Annotated in this window: 19 protein-coding genes; 9 read left to right on the forward strand and 10 right to left on the reverse strand. The window is 33.6% G+C overall.

The genetic code is table 11. From position 1 onward, the window contains the following. The first annotated feature begins 26 nt into the window (after positions 1 to 26). Positions 27 to 653: an FMN-dependent NADH-azoreductase gene (locus LC076_RS16140; protein WP_226670131.1), complete on the forward strand. Its 627-nt coding sequence runs from the start codon at positions 27 to 29 to the stop codon at positions 651 to 653. A 445-nt stretch (positions 654 to 1,098) separates the two neighbouring features. Here the strand turns inward: LC076_RS16140 and LC076_RS16145 are convergent, their stop codons facing one another. The 3 genes from LC076_RS16145 to LC076_RS16155 form a co-directional block, all read right to left on the reverse strand. Beyond that, positions 1,099 to 1,647, reverse strand: coding sequence for an NADPH-dependent FMN reductase (locus LC076_RS16145; RefSeq protein WP_226670132.1), 549 nt, complete (start codon positions 1,645 to 1,647; stop codon positions 1,099 to 1,101). Between the two features lie 12 nt (positions 1,648 to 1,659). Then, complete coding sequence (locus tag LC076_RS16150; RefSeq protein WP_264191580.1) at positions 1,660 to 2,643, reverse strand: NAD(P)/FAD-dependent oxidoreductase; 984 nt, start codon at positions 2,641 to 2,643, stop codon at positions 1,660 to 1,662. 82 nt (positions 2,644 to 2,725) lie between these two features. Continuing rightward, positions 2,726 to 3,343, reverse strand: coding sequence for a superoxide dismutase (locus LC076_RS16155; RefSeq protein WP_226670133.1), 618 nt, complete (start codon positions 3,341 to 3,343; stop codon positions 2,726 to 2,728). 222 nt (positions 3,344 to 3,565) lie between these two features. On the opposite strand from LC076_RS16155, the gene LC076_RS16160 reads away from it, so the two are divergent. Beyond that, positions 3,566 to 4,198 carry a helix-turn-helix transcriptional regulator gene (locus tag LC076_RS16160; RefSeq protein WP_226670134.1) on the forward strand — a complete coding sequence of 211 codons (633 nt, stop codon included), beginning with the start codon at positions 3,566 to 3,568 and terminating at the stop codon, positions 4,196 to 4,198. Positions 4,199 to 4,760: 562 nt separating this feature from the next. Here the strand turns inward: LC076_RS16160 and LC076_RS16165 are convergent. From LC076_RS16165 to LC076_RS16185, 5 genes are all read right to left on the reverse strand, one after another. Further along, entirely contained in the window at positions 4,761 to 5,345 is a 585-nt protein-coding gene (locus tag LC076_RS16165; protein WP_319005538.1) for a nitroreductase, read from the reverse strand. Between the two features lie 48 nt (positions 5,346 to 5,393). Further along, positions 5,394 to 6,269: a pirin family protein gene (locus LC076_RS16170; protein WP_226670136.1), complete on the reverse strand. Its 876-nt coding sequence runs from the start codon at positions 6,267 to 6,269 to the stop codon at positions 5,394 to 5,396. Between the two features lie 634 nt (positions 6,270 to 6,903). Beyond that, on the reverse strand, positions 6,904 to 7,323 hold the full coding sequence (gene arsC, locus LC076_RS16175) for an arsenate reductase (thioredoxin) (RefSeq protein ID WP_226670137.1): 420 nt from the start codon (positions 7,321 to 7,323) through the stop codon (positions 6,904 to 6,906). Positions 7,324 to 7,346: 23 nt separating this feature from the next. Next, positions 7,347 to 8,645 (reverse strand): arsenic transporter, encoded by a 1,299-nt coding sequence (locus LC076_RS16180; RefSeq protein ID WP_226670138.1) that lies wholly within the window; start codon positions 8,643 to 8,645, stop codon positions 7,347 to 7,349. 14 nt (positions 8,646 to 8,659) lie between these two features. Further along, positions 8,660 to 9,004, reverse strand: coding sequence for an ArsR/SmtB family transcription factor (locus LC076_RS16185; protein ID WP_226670139.1), 345 nt, complete (start codon positions 9,002 to 9,004; stop codon positions 8,660 to 8,662). A 698-nt stretch (positions 9,005 to 9,702) separates the two neighbouring features. On the opposite strand from LC076_RS16185, the gene LC076_RS16190 reads away from it, so the two are divergent. The 7 genes from LC076_RS16190 (at position 9,703) to LC076_RS16220 (ending at position 16,038) form a co-directional block, all read left to right on the forward strand. Next, complete coding sequence (locus LC076_RS16190; protein ID WP_226670140.1) at positions 9,703 to 11,004, forward strand: voltage-gated chloride channel family protein; 1,302 nt, start codon at positions 9,703 to 9,705, stop codon at positions 11,002 to 11,004. A gap of 100 nt (positions 11,005 to 11,104) precedes the next feature. Next, positions 11,105 to 11,260, forward strand: a complete 156-nt coding sequence (locus LC076_RS16195) for a YjcZ family sporulation protein (RefSeq protein ID WP_226670141.1) — start codon at positions 11,105 to 11,107, stop codon at positions 11,258 to 11,260. A gap of 337 nt (positions 11,261 to 11,597) precedes the next feature. Further along, positions 11,598 to 11,930 (forward strand): four-helix bundle copper-binding protein, encoded by a 333-nt coding sequence (locus LC076_RS16200; RefSeq protein WP_226670142.1) that lies wholly within the window; start codon positions 11,598 to 11,600, stop codon positions 11,928 to 11,930. Positions 11,931 to 12,085: 155 nt separating this feature from the next. Further along, entirely contained in the window at positions 12,086 to 12,538 is a 453-nt protein-coding gene (locus LC076_RS16205) for a DUF305 domain-containing protein (RefSeq protein ID WP_226670143.1), read from the forward strand. Positions 12,539 to 13,009: 471 nt separating this feature from the next. Further along, positions 13,010 to 14,386, forward strand: coding sequence for a sensor histidine kinase (locus LC076_RS16210; RefSeq protein WP_226670144.1), 1,377 nt, complete (start codon positions 13,010 to 13,012; stop codon positions 14,384 to 14,386). Beyond that, positions 14,386 to 15,072, forward strand: coding sequence for a response regulator transcription factor (locus LC076_RS16215; RefSeq protein WP_226670145.1), 687 nt, complete (start codon positions 14,386 to 14,388; stop codon positions 15,070 to 15,072). The genes LC076_RS16210 and LC076_RS16215 overlap by 1 nt, the downstream gene beginning before the upstream one ends. Before the next feature lie 27 nt (positions 15,073 to 15,099). Continuing rightward, on the forward strand, positions 15,100 to 16,038 hold the full coding sequence (locus tag LC076_RS16220; RefSeq protein WP_226670146.1) for a F510_1955 family glycosylhydrolase: 939 nt from the start codon (positions 15,100 to 15,102) through the stop codon (positions 16,036 to 16,038). An 83-nt stretch (positions 16,039 to 16,121) separates the two neighbouring features. On the opposite strand, the gene LC076_RS16225 is transcribed toward LC076_RS16220, so the two are convergent. Together LC076_RS16225 and LC076_RS16230 are read right to left on the reverse strand one after the other, a co-directional pair. Further along, positions 16,122 to 16,694: a YdhK family protein gene (locus LC076_RS16225; protein ID WP_226670147.1), complete on the reverse strand. Its 573-nt coding sequence runs from the start codon at positions 16,692 to 16,694 to the stop codon at positions 16,122 to 16,124. A 719-nt stretch (positions 16,695 to 17,413) separates the two neighbouring features. Further along, positions 17,414 to 18,829 carry a SpoVR family protein gene (locus LC076_RS16230; protein ID WP_226670148.1) on the reverse strand — a complete coding sequence of 472 codons (1,416 nt, stop codon included), beginning with the start codon at positions 18,827 to 18,829 and terminating at the stop codon, positions 17,414 to 17,416. Positions 18,830 to 18,841 lie beyond the last annotated feature (12 nt).

The raw sequence follows: 18,841 nt of genomic DNA on the forward strand, positions 1-18,841 counted from the left end.
CACATACTATATGGAGGTATTTTTAAATGGCAAATGTTTTATTTATAAAAGCAAACTCTAGACCAATTGAACAGGCTGTTAGTGTTCAACTTTATCAGGCATTTTTAGATAGTTACAAGGAATCTAATCCACATGATCAAATAACTGAACTAGATTTATTTAAAGAAAACTTACCTTATTTTAGCACTGATATGATTAACGGTATGTTCAAACTAGGTAAAGGTCTTGAATTAACATCTGACGAGAAAAAAGCTACAGACATAGTGAACAAATACCTTGAGCAATTTCTTGCAGTAGATAAAGTTGTATTTGCTTTCCCATTATGGAATTTCTCTGTTCCTGCTGTTTTACACACTTACTTAGATTATCTAGGTCAAGCAGGAAAAACTTTCCGTTATACTGCTGAAGGCCCAATTGGTCTTCAAGGTGACAAAAAAGTTGCTTTGTTAAACGCAAGAGGTGGCGTTTATTCTGAAGGTCCTGCACAAGCAGCTGAGATGTCAGTAAACTACGTGAAAACAGTTTTAAATTTCTGGGGTGTGACTGATACAACGGAAGTTATTATAGAAGGTCATAACCAATATCCTGATCGTGCAAAAGATATTATTGAAGAAGGCTTAAGAAAAGCTGCTACAGCGGCAAGCACTTTTTAAGTTAGGAATTATTTCATAAAGGAATTTGCATAAATAAATAATAAAAACGCTGTTGATATTAAAATCAACAGCGTTTTTATTATTTACTTTTTTAATACCTGTTGCCTTATAACAAGGATTGCGATGGCTGATTTCCGCTACAGGTTGCTCGCTTTCCGCAGGGCGGGCGGTGAGCTTCCTCGGCGCACAGCGCCTGCGGGATCTCACCTGTCCTACTGCTCCCGCAGGAGTCTCGCACCTTCCGCTCCAATCAACCTTAAATAGTCTGTCTTTAAAACCTTTTTTAAAAAACCAAACGCTGAAATGCCAAGAAAAAATAAAACTTTTACATATTTTATGAATTCGTGCTAATATATCATTGTGTTTTACTATTTAACACATCTAAACCCTACATACTCACTATTTTATCGTAGTTCTCACTATTTATAAAAAATAACTTTAGTTACTATTTTTCCACTCTATTACTTATCCCATTTTGAAGATAAATCATTTCCTCAACCAATCTATCAATTCGGTTAATTATATCCGTATTTGTAATTTCATTATCTTTACTAAAATCATGGTTATGGACGTAAACATTTCCTACTGGAACAACGCCTTTTAAATAATTTATTATCGGCCTCAATTGATATTCTGTTACAAGAAAATGCTTTTCAGTTCCTCCTGTTGTGACAATTCCTGTTACTTTTGACTTTAAAGCATCAATTGGGAGATGATCGAACAGATTTTTCAGCACACCTGGAATGGAGGCTTGATATATGGGTGTTCCAATCAAAAGAAAATCTGCTGAGAGAATGGTAGTTACAACCTTGATCGTATCATCATTATAATCATTCAATGGTTTACCATTAACAAACTCAACCTTGTAATCTTTTAGATCAATTAACTCTGTTATCATACTTGCATCCTTTACTTTTGCTGTTTGTAACACTTCATGAACAGCTTTTGATGTTTTAGAGCCTATGATTGAACCAGAAATACCAACGAGCTTCATACTTTGTCCCCCCTATTTAAATACACTTGTGCTATGAAGTGGTTGAACTCTTGAAGTTGGATCAATATATTTCTTTATATTATTAATGGCTATAGGTGCTTCGCCTAATCCAACTGCAATGAGTTTTACTTTTCCATCATAAGTAGCAATATCTCCAGCAGCATAAATCCCCTCAATATTGGTTTCCATTTTTGGATTCACAAGAATTGAATTTTTCTCCATTTCCAAGCCCCAGCTTTTAATCGGACCTATTGAAGAGATGTTTCCATAATTAACAATTACAGAATCCACTTCTACTGTTTCTTCATTATTTTCTTTATCAACAATCACAACTTTGCTAATTTTCTCATGATTTCCAATTAGCTCCTTAATAACATAGGGAACCTTTATGTTGATAGTAGATTGATATAATTGCTCGACACTGCTTTCGTGTGCTTTGAATTCTCCTCGTCGATGGCATAAAGTAACTGATTCCGCAATTTCATTTAACATCATTGACCAATCCAAAGCTGAATCTCCACCACCACAAACAAGTACTTTAGCATCCTTAAATTCTTGCAAATCTTTTACAGAATAGTGCAGATTTTTCCCTTCATAATAAGAAGCAGATTCAAGATGTAATTTTCTTGGTTCAAAAGCTCCAATTCCACCAGTGATCAAAATTGCCTTTGTATAATGTTCACCCTTATTTGTTTTTAATGTGAAAACTTCACCATGTTTTTCAAGATCTATTACTGTTTCATTCAAACAAATCTCAGGCGAAGCATAATTAGCTTGGTTGATTAAATTCTCGACAAAGTCTTTTCCTAATACTTTAGGAAAACCACCTATATCATATATATATTTGTCAGGATAAAGCTCTGCCACCTGTCCTCCTAATTGACCTAAGCTATCAATTATTTTTACTGACATCTTTCTCATTCCTGCATAAAAGGCTGAAAATAATCCTGTCGGACCGCCACCTATGATCGTAATATCAACTATTTGCTGATTCATATATATTACCCCTTTGTTAATCTCTACATTTAACGAAGGAATAAGGTACCTAAATGGCACCTTATTCCTTCGTAGGATAGAATTAGATATTTTGCTCGTATTTCTCAGATACAACATTCCAATTGATTATATTAAAAAAGCTTGAGATATATTCTGGTCTTCTATTTTGATAATTTAGGTAATAAGCATGCTCCCAAACATCTAAGCCTAAAATTGCTTGGTTTCCTTCCATAATTGGATGATCTTGATTAGCTGTGCTTGTTACCTGTAGCTTTCCATCTTCATTAATAATCAACCAAGCCCAACCAGAACCAAAACGAGTTATTGCTGCTGTAGTAAATTCTTTTTGAAAGTTTTCAAAGCTCCCAAAAGACTCATGAATAGCTTTTTCTAAGTTTGTAGCGATAGTGTTTTGACCTGAAGCTGGAGCGATTACCTCCCAAAATAAAGAGTGGTTAAGGTGACCTCCACCATTGTTTCTTACAGCTGTTCTTATTGCCTCAGGTACATCATCTAAATTTTTCACTAATTCTTCTAATGATTTTGCTTGTAATTCTTCTTTGCCTTCTAGAACAGCATTCAAATTATTCACATATGTTTGATGATGTTTACCGTAGTGAATCTCCATTGTTTGTTGATCAATATGAGGTTCTAATGCGTTAAATTCATAGTTTAATTCTGGTAAAGTGTAGTTTGTCATTTGATATTCCTCCAAAATTTGTTTTTATACATTTTAGTATAATAAGTATAAATTTATAGTAAATCAAATTTTTAATATGATCAATTTATTTGCTTATGAAAATATGAAGCATCCAATTCGTTTCAACATTTTATACCTTGTGGTATAATAAATTTTAACTATTTTTGAAGCTCAATTCTAAATTTCCACCTTCTCCTAACTGCATCTAAAGGAGGTTTTATAATGACAATTGCACAAAAAAGTACAAAAGATAAAATACTGAATTTGATAAAAAAAGAAGGCTCTTTAACTGTAAATGAATTAACTTCACATCTAAATATTACGCATATGGCAGTAAGAAAGCATTTGACAAGCCTCGAAAAAGATGGCTTTATTTTGTCATCTGAACTGAAGCAGCCGATGGGTAGACCACTCCAAATTTACTCTTTATCACACAAAGCAGCAGAGTATTTCCCAAAAAACTATGAGGGAATGAGTGTTGATTTTCTTAACGATATTAAAGAGTTACATGGAGAAGAAACAATTGATCTTCTATTTAAAAAAAGAGAAGCAAGACTAAGCACAGAATATAAGACTCGAATGCAACATAAACATCATTCAGTTGAAAAGCTTAATGAAATGGTCAACATTCAAAACGAAAAAGGCTATATGGCTGAGCTTTTGAAAATAGATGACAACACATATGAACTAACAGAATATAATTGTCCAATTCTATCTGTAGCAAAAGAGTACAAGGTAGCATGTCGATGTGAAACAGCTATGTTTAAAGAAGTCATTGGCACAGAAAATATTAATAGAACTTGTTGCCAAACTGAGGGAGATCGTCATTGTAAGTTTTTAATAAAGATTTCCTAATAATGAAACATTCTTAGGGAGAGGGGCTGGGACATAAGTATTTAACCTAATGAAACCCGAAATACTAGGAGATATTTAATTTTATTAATCTCCTAGTATTTCGGCTTTTTATTTGTTGTCTTCAATTAGATTTTTTGATATTGCATACAATTTTTAAGAACTAGTGGAATGGAGCGGAAGACATTTGACTCCTGCGGGTGCAGAGGAAAGGCTGAGACCCCACAGGCGCGCAGCTTACGAGGAGGCTTAGCTTCCTCCCCGGCGACGGCGAATCTTATGTCTGCAGCGGAATGGGACAAACTTGTTTCTTTCAGCTTAACTGAATTTAGGTTTATTCGTTTTTTGTTTGATTTCTTTAATTAAGTTCCAGCCACATTCCCTTTAGTTGCTATAGCAACATTTTATCCTATAGATTTTACAATGATGTTTTGTATTTATTATAGCTACTCCATTCAAAAATCAACTCTAATATATAGTTATTGATATTATAACGGCTTATTATGAATGCTAATGTTGTAGCGTACTACATAATTAGAGTTAATTCATTTTTACTTATTCTCTCTTATTCTTCCCCTATCCATGTGGTCACTTCAGAAAATGGCTTTCTTTTTCCTTCTGGTAACGATCTTTTTGGATACCCAAAATAAAGAAAACCTAATACATCTCCTTTGTCGGATAAACCAAAAAACTCTTTCATTAATGGATCATAAGTAGGTTCGCCTGTTCGCCAGAAACCCGCTAACCCTAAACTATGTGCAGCCAACAACATATTTTGAATACTCGAGTATACTGCGCCATACTCTTCTTTGGAAATTGCTTTTGGATTATCACTTGGCTCAACAGCAACGGTTATAATCACAGGAGCCCTAAATGGTTTTTCAGCAATCTTCTCAAGCTTTTTCTGATTTCCTTCACTCAAAGGATCATCCAGTTTCTGTTGGGCAATATTCACAAGAACTTCGCCTAACTTCTTTCTGCCTTCACCTCTTAATACAAAAAATCGCCAAGGCTCAGTTCTGAAATGGCTAGGAGCCCAAGTCCCCGCTTCTAAAATTTGTTCAATGATTTCTTTTGGAATTGCCTCATCAGTCACAAGTCCATTACTTCTGCGTGTTTTAATCACTTCAAAAATATCCAATAGAAACACCCCAACTTATTTTTAGATTTGAGTCTCATATAGATGAAATGTTTACTTTCAGACTGCAGGAGGACCGAACTTTCCATTATGAAAGTCACGATATGCATCCTTAATTTCATCCATAGTATTCATTACAAAAGGACCATAAGGAACGATTTCTTCTTTGATCGGAGTACCTGAATAGATCAATACTTTCGAGCGCCTACTGTTTGCTTTAATTCTAAACTCACTCATCATATCTTTATTACCGCTCTCATCAAAACTTAAAGTAGCAACTCCATGTTTTGTCAGGTTCACTTCATTTTCTCCAAAATCCATATCACCTGATAATACATACAAAAATGCATTATGCGTTTCTGGTAGCTTGTGTGTGTATGTTGCTCCTTCATTTAATGAGATTTCTGATAATGTAAAAGGAACAACAGATTCCATCGGACCTTTAACTCCTGCTATATCGCCAGAAAATACTTTGACAGAGCCACCTGTAAAATCAACTGTTGGTGCATCTTCACTATAAATATTTTGGTAGCTAGTATCTGTTTTCTTTAAATGCTTTGGAAGGTTCAACCAAAGCTGTAAGGTGTGAGCAATATCATCTCCTACACCTTCCTCTCCATGTCTTGCGGCCCAACCAGCGTTCATATATTGAACATCACCAGGCTCAAGAATATCGCGTCCACCTGCATTATCTATATGTTCTAGTCTTCCATCAATAACATATGTTACTGTTTGAAAGCCTCTATGAGGATGGTCCGAAAAAGTGCCTCTTTTAAACCAATCTTCTGCCATTAAAATAAACGGATCAAAATCAGCCCAGCGTTCAACAGGTAATACCCATCCCTTTTGAATAGATGGAAATCCCACTTCCTCATATTTTACATACCAATGATCTTTTACTGATCTTTTTATGTTTTCTTTGTGTTCGTTAGACAAATGAATCACTCCTTAAATATATTATGAGGTAAATTGTTTTATTAAGGTTATTTTTCCTGACCTTTTTGCCTGAAGTACCTAGATAGTCTAATGCATTTTGACCTCAGGTAGAATCCTTTAATCAAGCAACCAAAATTCAGTTTAGTTGTTATACCAACTATTTTACACTATTCACTTTTTATACTAATTCATATAAAAAGTTTCTTCAATAATTACATCATAATGATATTTTGATTGCAAGAAATTTGGCTCTAGTATGAAAAGAGAGATATAAAAACCTTAATTCAATGTTGAACATATCAAGAGGAGATATTGATGTGGTAGAAGTATTGTTTTTAAATTAGTAGTAATCTCATTGTGGTGAGGATTACTACTAATATTTTGATTACTGAAGGTTCAGATACAGATATTTGCTATGTTACAGTGTTTATTTGCTCATTTTTCGTTATATTTGCTCCTTCAATAAATTTATTTGTTATTTTGATCAATATATTTGCTCAAACTCAAGATATATTAGTTTTTCGACAAAATATGACATTACAACATATAAAAGATTCACCACAAAAAAGAAAGCCGAGAGAATTTCTCACGGCATCATTTGACTTATTTATCTAGTGCTAAAACAAACTGCTCCTTACTCTCCAGTTTTAGCAAAACGTTCAATTCTTTCGCCAATTTCGTCACGTACACGTTGGAAGAAAGCCCATTTCTCTTCTTCTGAACCTTCAGCTTTTGCCGGATCATCAAACCCCCAGTGTACTCTTTTAATGTGAGCAGGTGTTACTGGGCAATTGTCTGCTGCGTGGCCACATAAAGTAACAATTAAATCTGCATTGTTAAGAATTTCTTGATCAATTACATCTGAAGTCTGGTTTGAAATATCGATTTCTGTTTCGTTCATCGCTTTTACAGCATTAGGATTTAAACCATGTGCTTCAAGTCCTGCACTTTTCACTTCCCACTCACTTCCTAAATGCTTTTTAGCCCAACCTTCTGCCATTTGGCTTCTGCAAGAGTTTCCTGTACATAGAAAATAAATTGTTTTTTTAGACATGATAATTGCTCCTTTAAGTTGAATTAATGAATAATAAGTAACCAAATATATAAACCAACAAGTGTAATAAACAAAGTCGGAATGGTTAAAACAAGACCTGTTTTAAAATAAGTACCCCAAGAAATTTTTACACCTTTCAATGAAAGGACGTGTAACCATAATAATGTAGCAAGTGATCCGATTGGAGTGATTTTTGGCCCCAAATCTGAACCAATCACATTAGCATAAATCAGCGCTTCTCTTATAACTCCTGATGTATTTGTGTCAGAAATTGCAAGTGCATCGATCATAACTGTTGGCATATTATTCATCACTGATGAAAGAATGGCTGCAATAAATCCCATTCCAATTGTTGCTGCAAATAAGCCTTGATCAGCAGTCGCTTGAATCACATCTGCTAAAACATCTGTTAATCCTACATTTCGCAAGCTATAAACAACTACATACATACCTATTGAGAAAAAGACAATCGCCCAAGGTGCTCCCTTTATGACAGTTTTTGTGTTCACTGCAGAACTTCTTTTTGCCATAAACAAGAAGAAGATTGCCACAATCCCCGCAATAATTGATACAGGAATTCCAATAAACTCACTAGCAAAATAACCGATTAGTAATATGCCCAAAACAATCCACGACAGTTTAAACATCTTTTCATCACGAATTGCTTCTACTGGTTTCTTTAGCTGTGATAAATCATAATTTTTTGGAATACTTTTTCGGAAGAATAGCAGTAAAACTAATATGCTTGCTCCCAATGAGAAAAAGTTAGGAATAATCATTCTTGATGCAAATTCAACAAAACCTATACCAAAAAAGTCAGCAGAAACGATGTTAACAAGGTTACTAACAACTAGTGGCAGTGATGTTGTATCGGCAATAAATCCACTTGCAATAATAAATGGGAAAACCATTTTTTCACTAAAGTTAAGATTTCTTACCATCGCTAATACAATAGGTGTAAGAATCAAAGCAGCTCCATCATTTGCAAAAAATGCCGCAACAACCGCACCTAGAATACTTACATAAATAAACATCTTAATACCATTTCCTTTGGCCGCTCGTGCCATGTGTAAAGCAGACCATTCAAAAAAGCCAATTTCATCTAAAATAAGTGAAATAATTATAATTGCAATAAAAGCTAGTGTTGCGTTCCAAACGATAGATGTTACATCAATCACATCATTAAAATCTACTACACCTACAAGAAGAGCTAATATTGCTCCTCCACAAGCAGACCACCCGATCGATAATCCTTTAGGTTGCCAAATAACTAATGTAAGTGTGAGTAAAAAAATGACAGATGCTAATATTACTTGTGTCATGTTATACCCTCCATTTATTCACACGAAATACGTAAACCTTGATCTTCCAATTCTTTCATTCGATAATCTTGATTAGGTAGATGTTGTAATAAATTTTGCACAAGTGGATAATAGTCAATATTTTTATTGAGTGAGTAGATAATCCATTGTCCTCTTCTTGTTTCTTTAACAATTCCTGCATCTTTTAGTTTCCGGATATGCTGACTAATCGCAGGTTGACTTGCTTTAAAAACCTCAACAAATTCACACACACAACAATCATTAGAATCCAGCATTTTCACCATGGTCAGTCTTGTTTTATCTCCTAAGAGTTTTAAAATTGTTGCAGCATTTTCTATTTCTATTAGTGCTTCTGACATCTTTTAACCCTCCCCATCATTTATTAAGAATAAACATATAATAATATACTTATTTTGACTTCATATGAATTCAGTATCCCTACTTAATACAAAATTCATTCACGATAATAAAGCTGTTCTGGAATATTATATAAGCATTTAATTATATACTAATTCACTTATTTAGTTTATTCAAGGTTTAATTATAAAGATTTATCAAATAGCAAAAAAGTATTATTGAAATAGCCTAAAATAAAAAAGGCTGATGACATATTGATCACCAACCTCTTATGGATTTAACTACAGCAAGAATTGTTTTTATTCTCGTTTGTTTCAACTTCCCCATAATCTATTGAATTCAACTTCTTCACTTTTAGTTGTTTTACAACTTTCATTTTGATCAATTATTTTCATCATAAATCCCTCCAAATGTTTATATATCTAATAAGATTTCACTTTTTCTAAAAGGACCAAAAAATTCTAAAAAAATATACAGATTCGGTATAATGAAATAAATTAAGAGATGTTTTATTGACATGCTGTTCCATTGAAATGTATAAGATAGAACAGGCAATGTGATAAACTATACAAAAAACGAAAAAACTTGTTGCAACAATACGGACAACTAATACAATAACTTAGATTTTCATTCGCAGTTTAATATCTAGGAAGATTACATTTAGGTAGCTAATCAAGAGTGAAAATTGAAAGGATATAAAATGCACAATTTTAAGAACGTTCTTAAAGAACAGATACATGTCCATTTATTGTTATATATGATCAAATGGACGATCTTAGCTGGAATAGTTGGAATTTTAGCTGGATCTGCTTCAGCTTTTTTCTTAGTTAGTTTAGAATGGGCAGTCCAAACAAGAGAAGCTTATTCATGGGTTTTATTTTTACTTCCATTTGGTGGAATGCTTGTTAGTTTTCTCTATTGGAAATATGGCTTAAATTCTGCAAAAGGGAATAATTTATTAATCGAACAAGCATATGGTGCTAAGGAAAGTATTCCATTTCGGATGGCTCCATTAGTGTTATTTGGAACAATTATCACCCATTTATTTGGTGGATCTGCTGGTCGAGAGGGTACGGCCGTTCAAATGGGTGGTGCCTTCTCTGAACTAATTGGAAAAATCTTTAGATTAGATGATGTGGACCGAAAAATCATTATTATCTGTGGAATTAGTAGTGGGTTTGGATCTGTCTTTGGAACGCCGTTAGCAGGAACAGTATTTGGATTAGAAGTTTTAGCTCTAGGTCTGATCAAGCATGAAGCAATATTTCCTGCATTTATCGCTGCTGTTGTTGGAGATTTTATCACAACTGCATGGGGAGTTGGTCATCATCATTATTATATTGGTTCAATCCCTACACTATCACTACTACTTTTATTTAAAATTATAGTTGCTGCCATTCTATTTGGATTAACAAGCACATTATTTTCACAACTAACACACTGGTTAAAAAAGCAATACACACAGTTTTTTCCTAATCCTATGATCAAAAGCTTTGTTGGGGGACTTGTCATTATTGCACTAGTTTATATTGTTGGAACTCGAAAATATCTTGGATTGGGTCTACCACTAATTGATGATGCCTTTGCAGGGGATGTCTCACCGCTTACATTTATAACAAAGCTACTATTCACCTCCCTAACACTTGGAGCAGGTTATCAAGGTGGTGAAGTAACACCATTATTTGCTATTGGATCAACGCTTGGTAGTTACCTCGGCGAATTTCTGCATGTTTCAATTCCATTTTTAGCAGCTTTAGGTTTTATTGGTGTTTTTTGTGGAGCCACAAATACTCCGATCGCATGCTTTATCATGGGTATTGAACTATTTGGTTCTGAGGCAAGTCTTTATTTATTCCTTGTTTGTATTGTGAGTTATTTATTTTCAGGACACACAGGGATCTATACTTCTCAACAAATAGGTAGTTCTAAAGGAAAGCTTTTCAATTACTTTGGTAATGAAACACTTAGTACAATCAATAGTAAAAGAAAAAAGAAGGATTAACAAAAACACCCAATTTATTTTAATCTAGGCATTCGCACAGTCAATTTCCCATTTCCTTAATACTCTATTATTAATCCTACAAATGAAAGGAGAATTATTTATGGGTTTCGGATATGGTAACTATGGTGGATATGGTGCTGGATTTGGTGGTTATGGCGCTGGAGGTTACGGCGGATATGGCGCAGGTGGATCAACATTTGCTTTGATCGTTGTTCTATTTATATTACTAATTATTGTTGGAGCTGCATTCCTTTAATGCAAAGCCTCTAGCAAATTTAATATGAAAGGATGACTCAAATTGGTCGATAAAAGACCAATTTGTAGTCATCCTTTTTTATCATTTCAATAAATATAATGGCTGATTTATAAACCATCATTCATATGAAAATAAAACTGCCTTATTCTTCTAATACAATTTTCATATGTACAAATCTACCCCATAACTAATACAAAGAATGAAGAAGCTTTCCTATATAATACACAGAGTCTATTCCTATAAAATGTGCAGATTTTAAGGAGTTTGCTTGAACCACGTTATTTTCTTTAGTTGACGGGTACTATTAATAATATAAAAAATTAAGGAGGTATTATTTATGTTAACTCAACAACAATATAAAGAATGTATTCAAGCATGCTTAGAATGTATGGAGGCTTGTAATTCATGTTATAATGCATGCCTTAACGAAGAAGATGTAACAATGATGTCAGCCTGTATTCGTCTAGATAGAGAATGTGCTGATATTTGTGGATTTGCAGTAAAAGCGATGCAATCAAATAGTCCATTTGCTGAACAAATTTGTAGACTATGTGCTGACATATGTGAGGCATGTGGTAAAGAGTGTGAAAAACATGAACAAGATCATTGTAAAAAATGTGCAGAGTCTTGCTTTAGATGTGCAGAAGCATGTCGCAAAATGGCTTCATAAAAAGGACAAGCTGGATAGCAAAGTTTTCAGATCTTGGAGCAAAGCATATAGCTTTGCTCTGTCATTTGAGTTTTCAACTTCAAAAATAAGTATACTTATACTTACCTAATAATTAGGTAAAACACTATGTAAATAGCTTGAAAGGAGTAGCTATTATGAAACAATACATTAAATTTGCTGGGATGATCATCACTTCAACCATTGTGATGTTTCTTTTTAAATATTTTAGCACATACAGTCTTGATCATATCTTTTTTAGTGAATCAAGGCTTTATATGGCTCTGTTAATGGGAGCTACCATGACTCTCATTATGTTAGGATTTATGTACCGTATGCTAAAAAATCGAAAGGTAAATATTAGCATTGCCGTTGTCAGTGTACTCGTTTTTGCTCTTTCCCTCTTCCTATTTCGAAGTCAAACATTGGTGGATGATACTGACTATATGGAAGCCATGATTCCCCATCATTCTATTGCGATATTAACTAGTGAACGTGCTAAAATATCAGATCCAAGAGTTCGTGAATTGGCAGATGAGATCATAAAAGCTCAACGTAAAGAAATTGATGAAATGAAGAAATTAATTGAGGATCTTGAAGAAGAAGAATAAATACTTAAAAACCTCCAATAGGGGGTTTTTTATCTGATTAAAGGAGTTTACAGCTTTCTGCAATACCTTCTTTCAAGTCTTTAACAGCATCCTGCATTCTTTGCTTTGATCTCTTATGAACTTTACCTATTGCATTTTCTAAATGGACTTTCGCTTGAATTGATTTTCTATTTCACATGCTTCTATTGCCAAAATAATCTCTTTGTTATACACGAAACGATAAATGTTATCACTTGGTTCAAGGTTCGAGATTTAATTCTTTTCTGATACAATTTGGGGGATAGACTTGTCTCGATTTAGTTAGTTTAGATTGGATGTAAACAAGCTATCATGCAAAGTTTTTTTTCAGTGTTATAAAATTTGTATAGAAAGTTGTTATTTAATGTACTTCACTAAATACACGCCAAATCTGCATATTTTCTCAACAATTTCCCATTACAATATTCTTATTAAGGTAAAAAGGTGTAGTCTATGAAAATTTCAATCAAACTTGGTCTTTGGTTTTTTATCTGTATTTTTATAATTGAAGCCTCTTCTATGTTCTTCTTACATCGTAATGTTGTACATTCTCTTGTAAATGAAGAGTTAAAAGCATTAAAATCACGTGGAAATAGTCATAGTGATGTTTTAGAAATTTCTTACGATGAAACGACATTACACCATATTCAAATGATGGAGACAGAAACAGATACAGAAGTAGTCATAACTGATGATACTGGGAAAATGATAACATCATCTAAACCAATAGATGATGGGATGAACAAAATAGTAACAAGAAATGGAGCTGAACTAAAAGCATCTAATGAAGGTCTGATTCTACAATCGGATTGGCAAAACGAACAATATATTTCAACGGTTTCCTCCTTTAAAGATCCTAATGGAGACATTGGTTATGTTTACATGTTCAAAAGTACGGAACAAATACAAAGTTTGATTTCACGTTTAAATGAACATTTCATCTTGGCTTCGGTGCTCATTTTATTATTCATGTTGATAACCATATTCTTTTTATCAAAAGCTTTAACAAAACCTTTAATATCAATGAAGGAAGCGACAAGAAGAATAAGCAAAGGTGATTTTTCAGTTTCTTTACAAAGAACTTCAAATGATGAAATTGGAGAGTTATCAAATTCTATTCAAACCTTAGCAAACGATTTAAACTATTTAAAAAAAGAAAGAAACGAGTTTTTAGCGAGTATTTCTCATGAACTACGTACTCCTCTTACCTACATTAAAGGTTATACAGATATTGCAAGAAAAGACAACTTACCAGAAAAAGATCGACTGAACTACTTAAATATTATTTATGAAGAATCCACCCATGTAAGTGACCTACTAAAAGAACTTTTTGATTTAGCTAAAATGGATCAAAATACTTTTTCTATTTCTAAGGAAAAAGTAAAGCTTGGTTCATTCATGCACTCCATTTTCCTTAAAATGAAGCCGGCCTATAATAGTAAAGGAGTAAAACTTGAATTAGTTCAAAAAATAGACGCTTTTGTAGATATCGATCCTATCCGGTTTGAACAAGTCTTTTTAAATTTATTAGATAATGCTTTAAAATACTCTGATAACAATACAGTGACTACAATTGAAATAACAAACGAAGGGAATTTCATAAGTATATTTGTCAAAGATCAAGGTACAGGAATTCCTACTGAAGATTTGCCATATATCTTTGATCGTTTATTTAGAGTAGATAAATCACGATCAAGGTTAACAGGTGGTTACGGATTAGGATTATCAATAGTAAAACAAATTGTAGATGCTCATGGTGGAAATATTACGGTTACAAGTCAATTAAATATAGGCACATGTTTTAAGATTACTCTAAAAGGGGCTTTTTGATGAAAACAGTTTTGCTAATAGATGATGAGCAGAGAATGCTCGATTTATTATCATTATATATAGAACCTTATGGATATACTTGTTTTAAGAAGACATCTGGTATTGAAGGCTTAGAATTTTTACAGCACAAAAACGTTGATATTGTCATTCTTGATATTATGATGCCAGAAATGGATGGATGGAAAACCTGTGAAAAAATAAGAGCAATTTCTAATGTACCAATCATCATGTTAACAGCAAGAAGTGAAAAAGAAGATATCGTTAAAGGATTAAAAAAAGGTGCTGATGATTACCTTGTTAAACCATTTAATGAAGAAGAATTGTTAGCACGTATAGAAGCCATTATGAGAAGAACCAGCAGAATCTCTAATTTTGAAGACATCATCAATTTTGAAGGTTTAACAATGAATCAATCAACGTATCAGGTTACATTTCAAGAAAAAGAGATCATACTTACACCTAAGGAATATGCCTTGCTTGGGCTGTTTTTGCAGAACAACAATAAAGTATTTTCACGAGAACATTTACTTTCAAAAATTTGGGGAATAAAGGCTGAAACAGAAGATCGAACCATTGATTCACATATACGGAATATGAGAGAAAAGCTACGACAAGCAAACTTCCCTGTTGAAAAATATTTAAAAACTGTTTGGGGAGTAGGCTACAAATGGATTACTAGTAACTAAAAAAAAATAGGAGGTATTATCGTACCAATGATAAAAAAGATATTTTCATTTTTCATAGTAACTATTTTACTAACTGCATGTTCACAAGGGGAAAATGAACAGTTAACGAAAGATGATACTACCACTTACAAAGAAGTAAAAGATGAAAACATTGAACATATACACGGTCTTGGCTATGTAGGAAATAACGATGAACTTTATCTAGCTTCACATGATGGATTATTAAGATTCTCAAATGAAAAGTGGTTTAAAATAACTGATAACAAACATGACTATATGGGGTTTCAAGCAACTGATGAAGGTTTTTATTCAAGTGGGCATCCTGAGCATGGATCAGATTTAAAAAATCCTCTTGGTATTATAAAAAGCATCGATGATGGAGAGACATTAAACAAACTTGCTTTTTATGGCGAGACAGACTTCCACTATTTAGCAACTGGATATAACACTCATATGATCTATGTGATTAATGAATCAGAGAATTCAAGATTAGACCGTGGAATTTATTATTCTGAAGATGAAGGTGAGAACTGGGCACAAAGTAATGCTGAGGGACTTTCATTTAACAATATCGGTAATATAGCTACTCACCCAACCAAGGAAAATATCGTGGGAATATCCACAGATCAAGGTTTATTTATTTCAAATGATAATGGTGATTTATTTTCTTTAGCCTCACAATCTCAGCCAGTTACAAGTGTCGAATTTAGAGAAAAATCCCTACTCTATTTTACTTTAAACGGAGATAAATTATCACTTAATAGACAGGAACTGAGCAATAAAAAGGAAGAAGCTATCTCCTTACCTAACGAAGTGAATAAAGAGAATCCTGTCATGTACATTTCATCTCATCCAGGAAACGAAGAAATTCTAACCGTTGTTACTTACAATAATGATATTTTTCAAACAATAGATAATGGACAATCATGGACTACTTTAGTTCATAAAGGCAATATACAATCATAGCTCTATACTGCAAAAAGAACTTGGAATTTAGCCAAGTTCTTTTCAGTAGTTTAAGCACCCATATGCGATATTAACTTTTCATATTATTTTGGCGATAATTCACTTTCCGTCACCCACTTATGGTTTTTCACTTCCTCACCACCAGTTGTTGGTGTGTAATCAACCATATAGACTGTCATATCTTCCACTGAGTCTACAACCGCTGTTGCACCTTTCATACCTTCCATATGCTCCGTATTTAGAACAACCTCTTCCCCTGACTGAAATGGTTCATTTCCTGCATTTTCAATTTCTTCGTGGATAACCCATTTATGATCTTCAACTCTTTCGCCACCAGTTGTTGGTGTATAAGAAACAACATAAACATTTGTATCATATGCTCCTACAATTGTAGCTTCTGCACCCTTCATGCCTTTCATGTGGTCTGTGTCAAGTATAGCTTGACTTCCAACTTTATAAGTTGAATTTTCTTCTACTTTTAATCCTTCTGGAACGTCACCAGAGTCTGAATGATTCATCTCAGAATGATCAATTTCCATATTATGGTCATAATTAGAATTTTTCTCTTCGGAACTTTTATCATCATTGTTTGCACAAGCTGAAAGGAAAATAGCTAAAATTAATGTCACAATACCGATCCCGAGTTTTTCTCTCATTTTATTTACTCCTCAATTAAATTAGAATTCATCTTTGTAATAATTTAGGGTGCTTATCAAAAAGATAACAAAAGATTTTGCAGAAAATATGCAAAAATGATTTCAACTTTGTAAAAAAAAGAACAGCATGTAGAAATTTCTACATGCTGCTTATTATATCCTTATTGGCCATAAATTAATTTTAAAAACAAACTGGTGTTTTTCTATTATTTGTCTAATGAAATGTGTGTCAGGTTTTGTGGAGAAAAACTCGATATCTATCCCTTGTCCAGAAGCAACATTAAAAGTCATGCTGTAATAGAGACAAAAAACTTAGAACGTGAATTATTCGGAAGAGCTAATTTTGAAGGCTATGTTAAAGCTTATGGTTGATTTTTAGCACTTGGTTGATTGAAGTGAAAGGCATGAGACTCCTGCGGGAGAAGCGTGTCGAAGGGAGACCCCACAGGCCCTTGCGCCGAGGAGGCTTCCGGACCGCCCGCGGAAAGCGAATGCCTGTAACGGAAATCAACCACAAAGTTTAACAGAGCCATTTTGAAAGAGTAAGAATTTCAGGAGGCAAACAAAATGATTCATAGTAAATTTGAGTATACAAAAGCTTAAAGTTCAAGATGTAGCAAAGGCTTATGAAGAATGTTGACTATCTTGTAGGTAAAAGTTAAAGTATAACAAGAAAAATGAATAGAAAAAGTCACTGAAATCTCAGTGACTTTTCAACCTTATAAATACTTTCTAGAAATACTTTTTCCATCATACGTAAATAGCACAGCCTTATCTTCTAAAACACTTTCCATATGAACAGGTCTTCCCCACAGCTGATAAATATAAGGAAGGACTTTCTCTAAATACTTAAGATCAAGCTCGATATCCTCGAACCAATGCTTTAAATAGAGCTCATTATTTTTTAAATAATCTCCATCATTGACAGTTATATAAGGAAATCCACCATTCACCCTCATACTAACAAGCTGATCACGAACATTTTCCCATTCTTTATCAACCACTTTATAATCTCTACCTTGCTTTTGGAATAAATACATATCTTCACGCATCACAAGATCTTTTGTTAAATAATTTCGAATAAATGATATATCTGATTCAACCTCACGGACTTCAAACATTTTCTCTCGACCAGATCCAGGAGTTGCTCCAAACATTTTCATTTCTTCTGTTGGATGATTATATCGTTCCTCGATGTCTTCAAAAATCTTCAAACCCAAGTAATAAGGATTAATGCTTGTTTTTGAAGGCTGTACAACACCAGCATTAAGCTTAGCAAATTCAATGGATTCGTCTGATGTTAGTTCAAGCTCCCGAAGTATTCGTTGATGCCAATACGAAGCCCAGCCTTCGTTCATGATTTTCGTTTCTAGCTGTGGCCAGAAATACAACATTTCATCACGCATCATTGTTAAGATATCACGTTGCCAATCTTCTAATTCACGGCTATATTCTTCAATAAATAGCAAAATATCTTTTTCAGGTGTTGGTGGAAATTTACGTTTCTTCTTTTTTACTGTATGTTTTGGCTTTTGTTTATCATCAAGCTTCCAAAGATCATCATAAGGTGTGATTGTTTTTTCTTCCATTTCTTCGAACTCAATATCATCAATAGTCCAAGAAAGCTTAGGTCTAACTAATGATGGATCAATATGCTCTTGTATAGCAAGAACAGCATCTAAAAATGTTTCTACTTCATGCCTTCCATATTGTATTTCATAATGTTTAATTCGTTCAGCAGTGGCTGACATGCTTTCGACCATCTCCCGCTTTGTATTTCCAAAGCGTGCATTATTTTTAAAGAAATCACAGTGAGCTAAAACGTGGGCAACAATTAATTTATTTTGGATAAGAGAGTTCGTGTCTAGAAGAAATGCGTAGCAAGGATCTGAGTTAATAACAAGTTCATATATTTTGCTCAAACCTAAATCATATTGCAGCTTCATCTTATGAAATTGCTTCCCAAAACTCCAGTGTGAAAATCTTGTTGGCATTCCATAAGCACCAAATGTATAAATAATATCTGCTGGACAGATTTCATATCTCATAGGATAAAAATCAAGTCCAAAGCCAGTAGCAACTTCCGTTATTTCAGCAATTGCATATTCAAGAGCCTTTTGTTCAGATTCTTTCATGCTCTCCCCCCT

Source organism: Metabacillus litoralis, assembly GCF_020524045.1.
Taxonomy (GTDB): domain Bacteria; phylum Bacillota; class Bacilli; order Bacillales; family Bacillaceae; genus Metabacillus; species Metabacillus litoralis_C.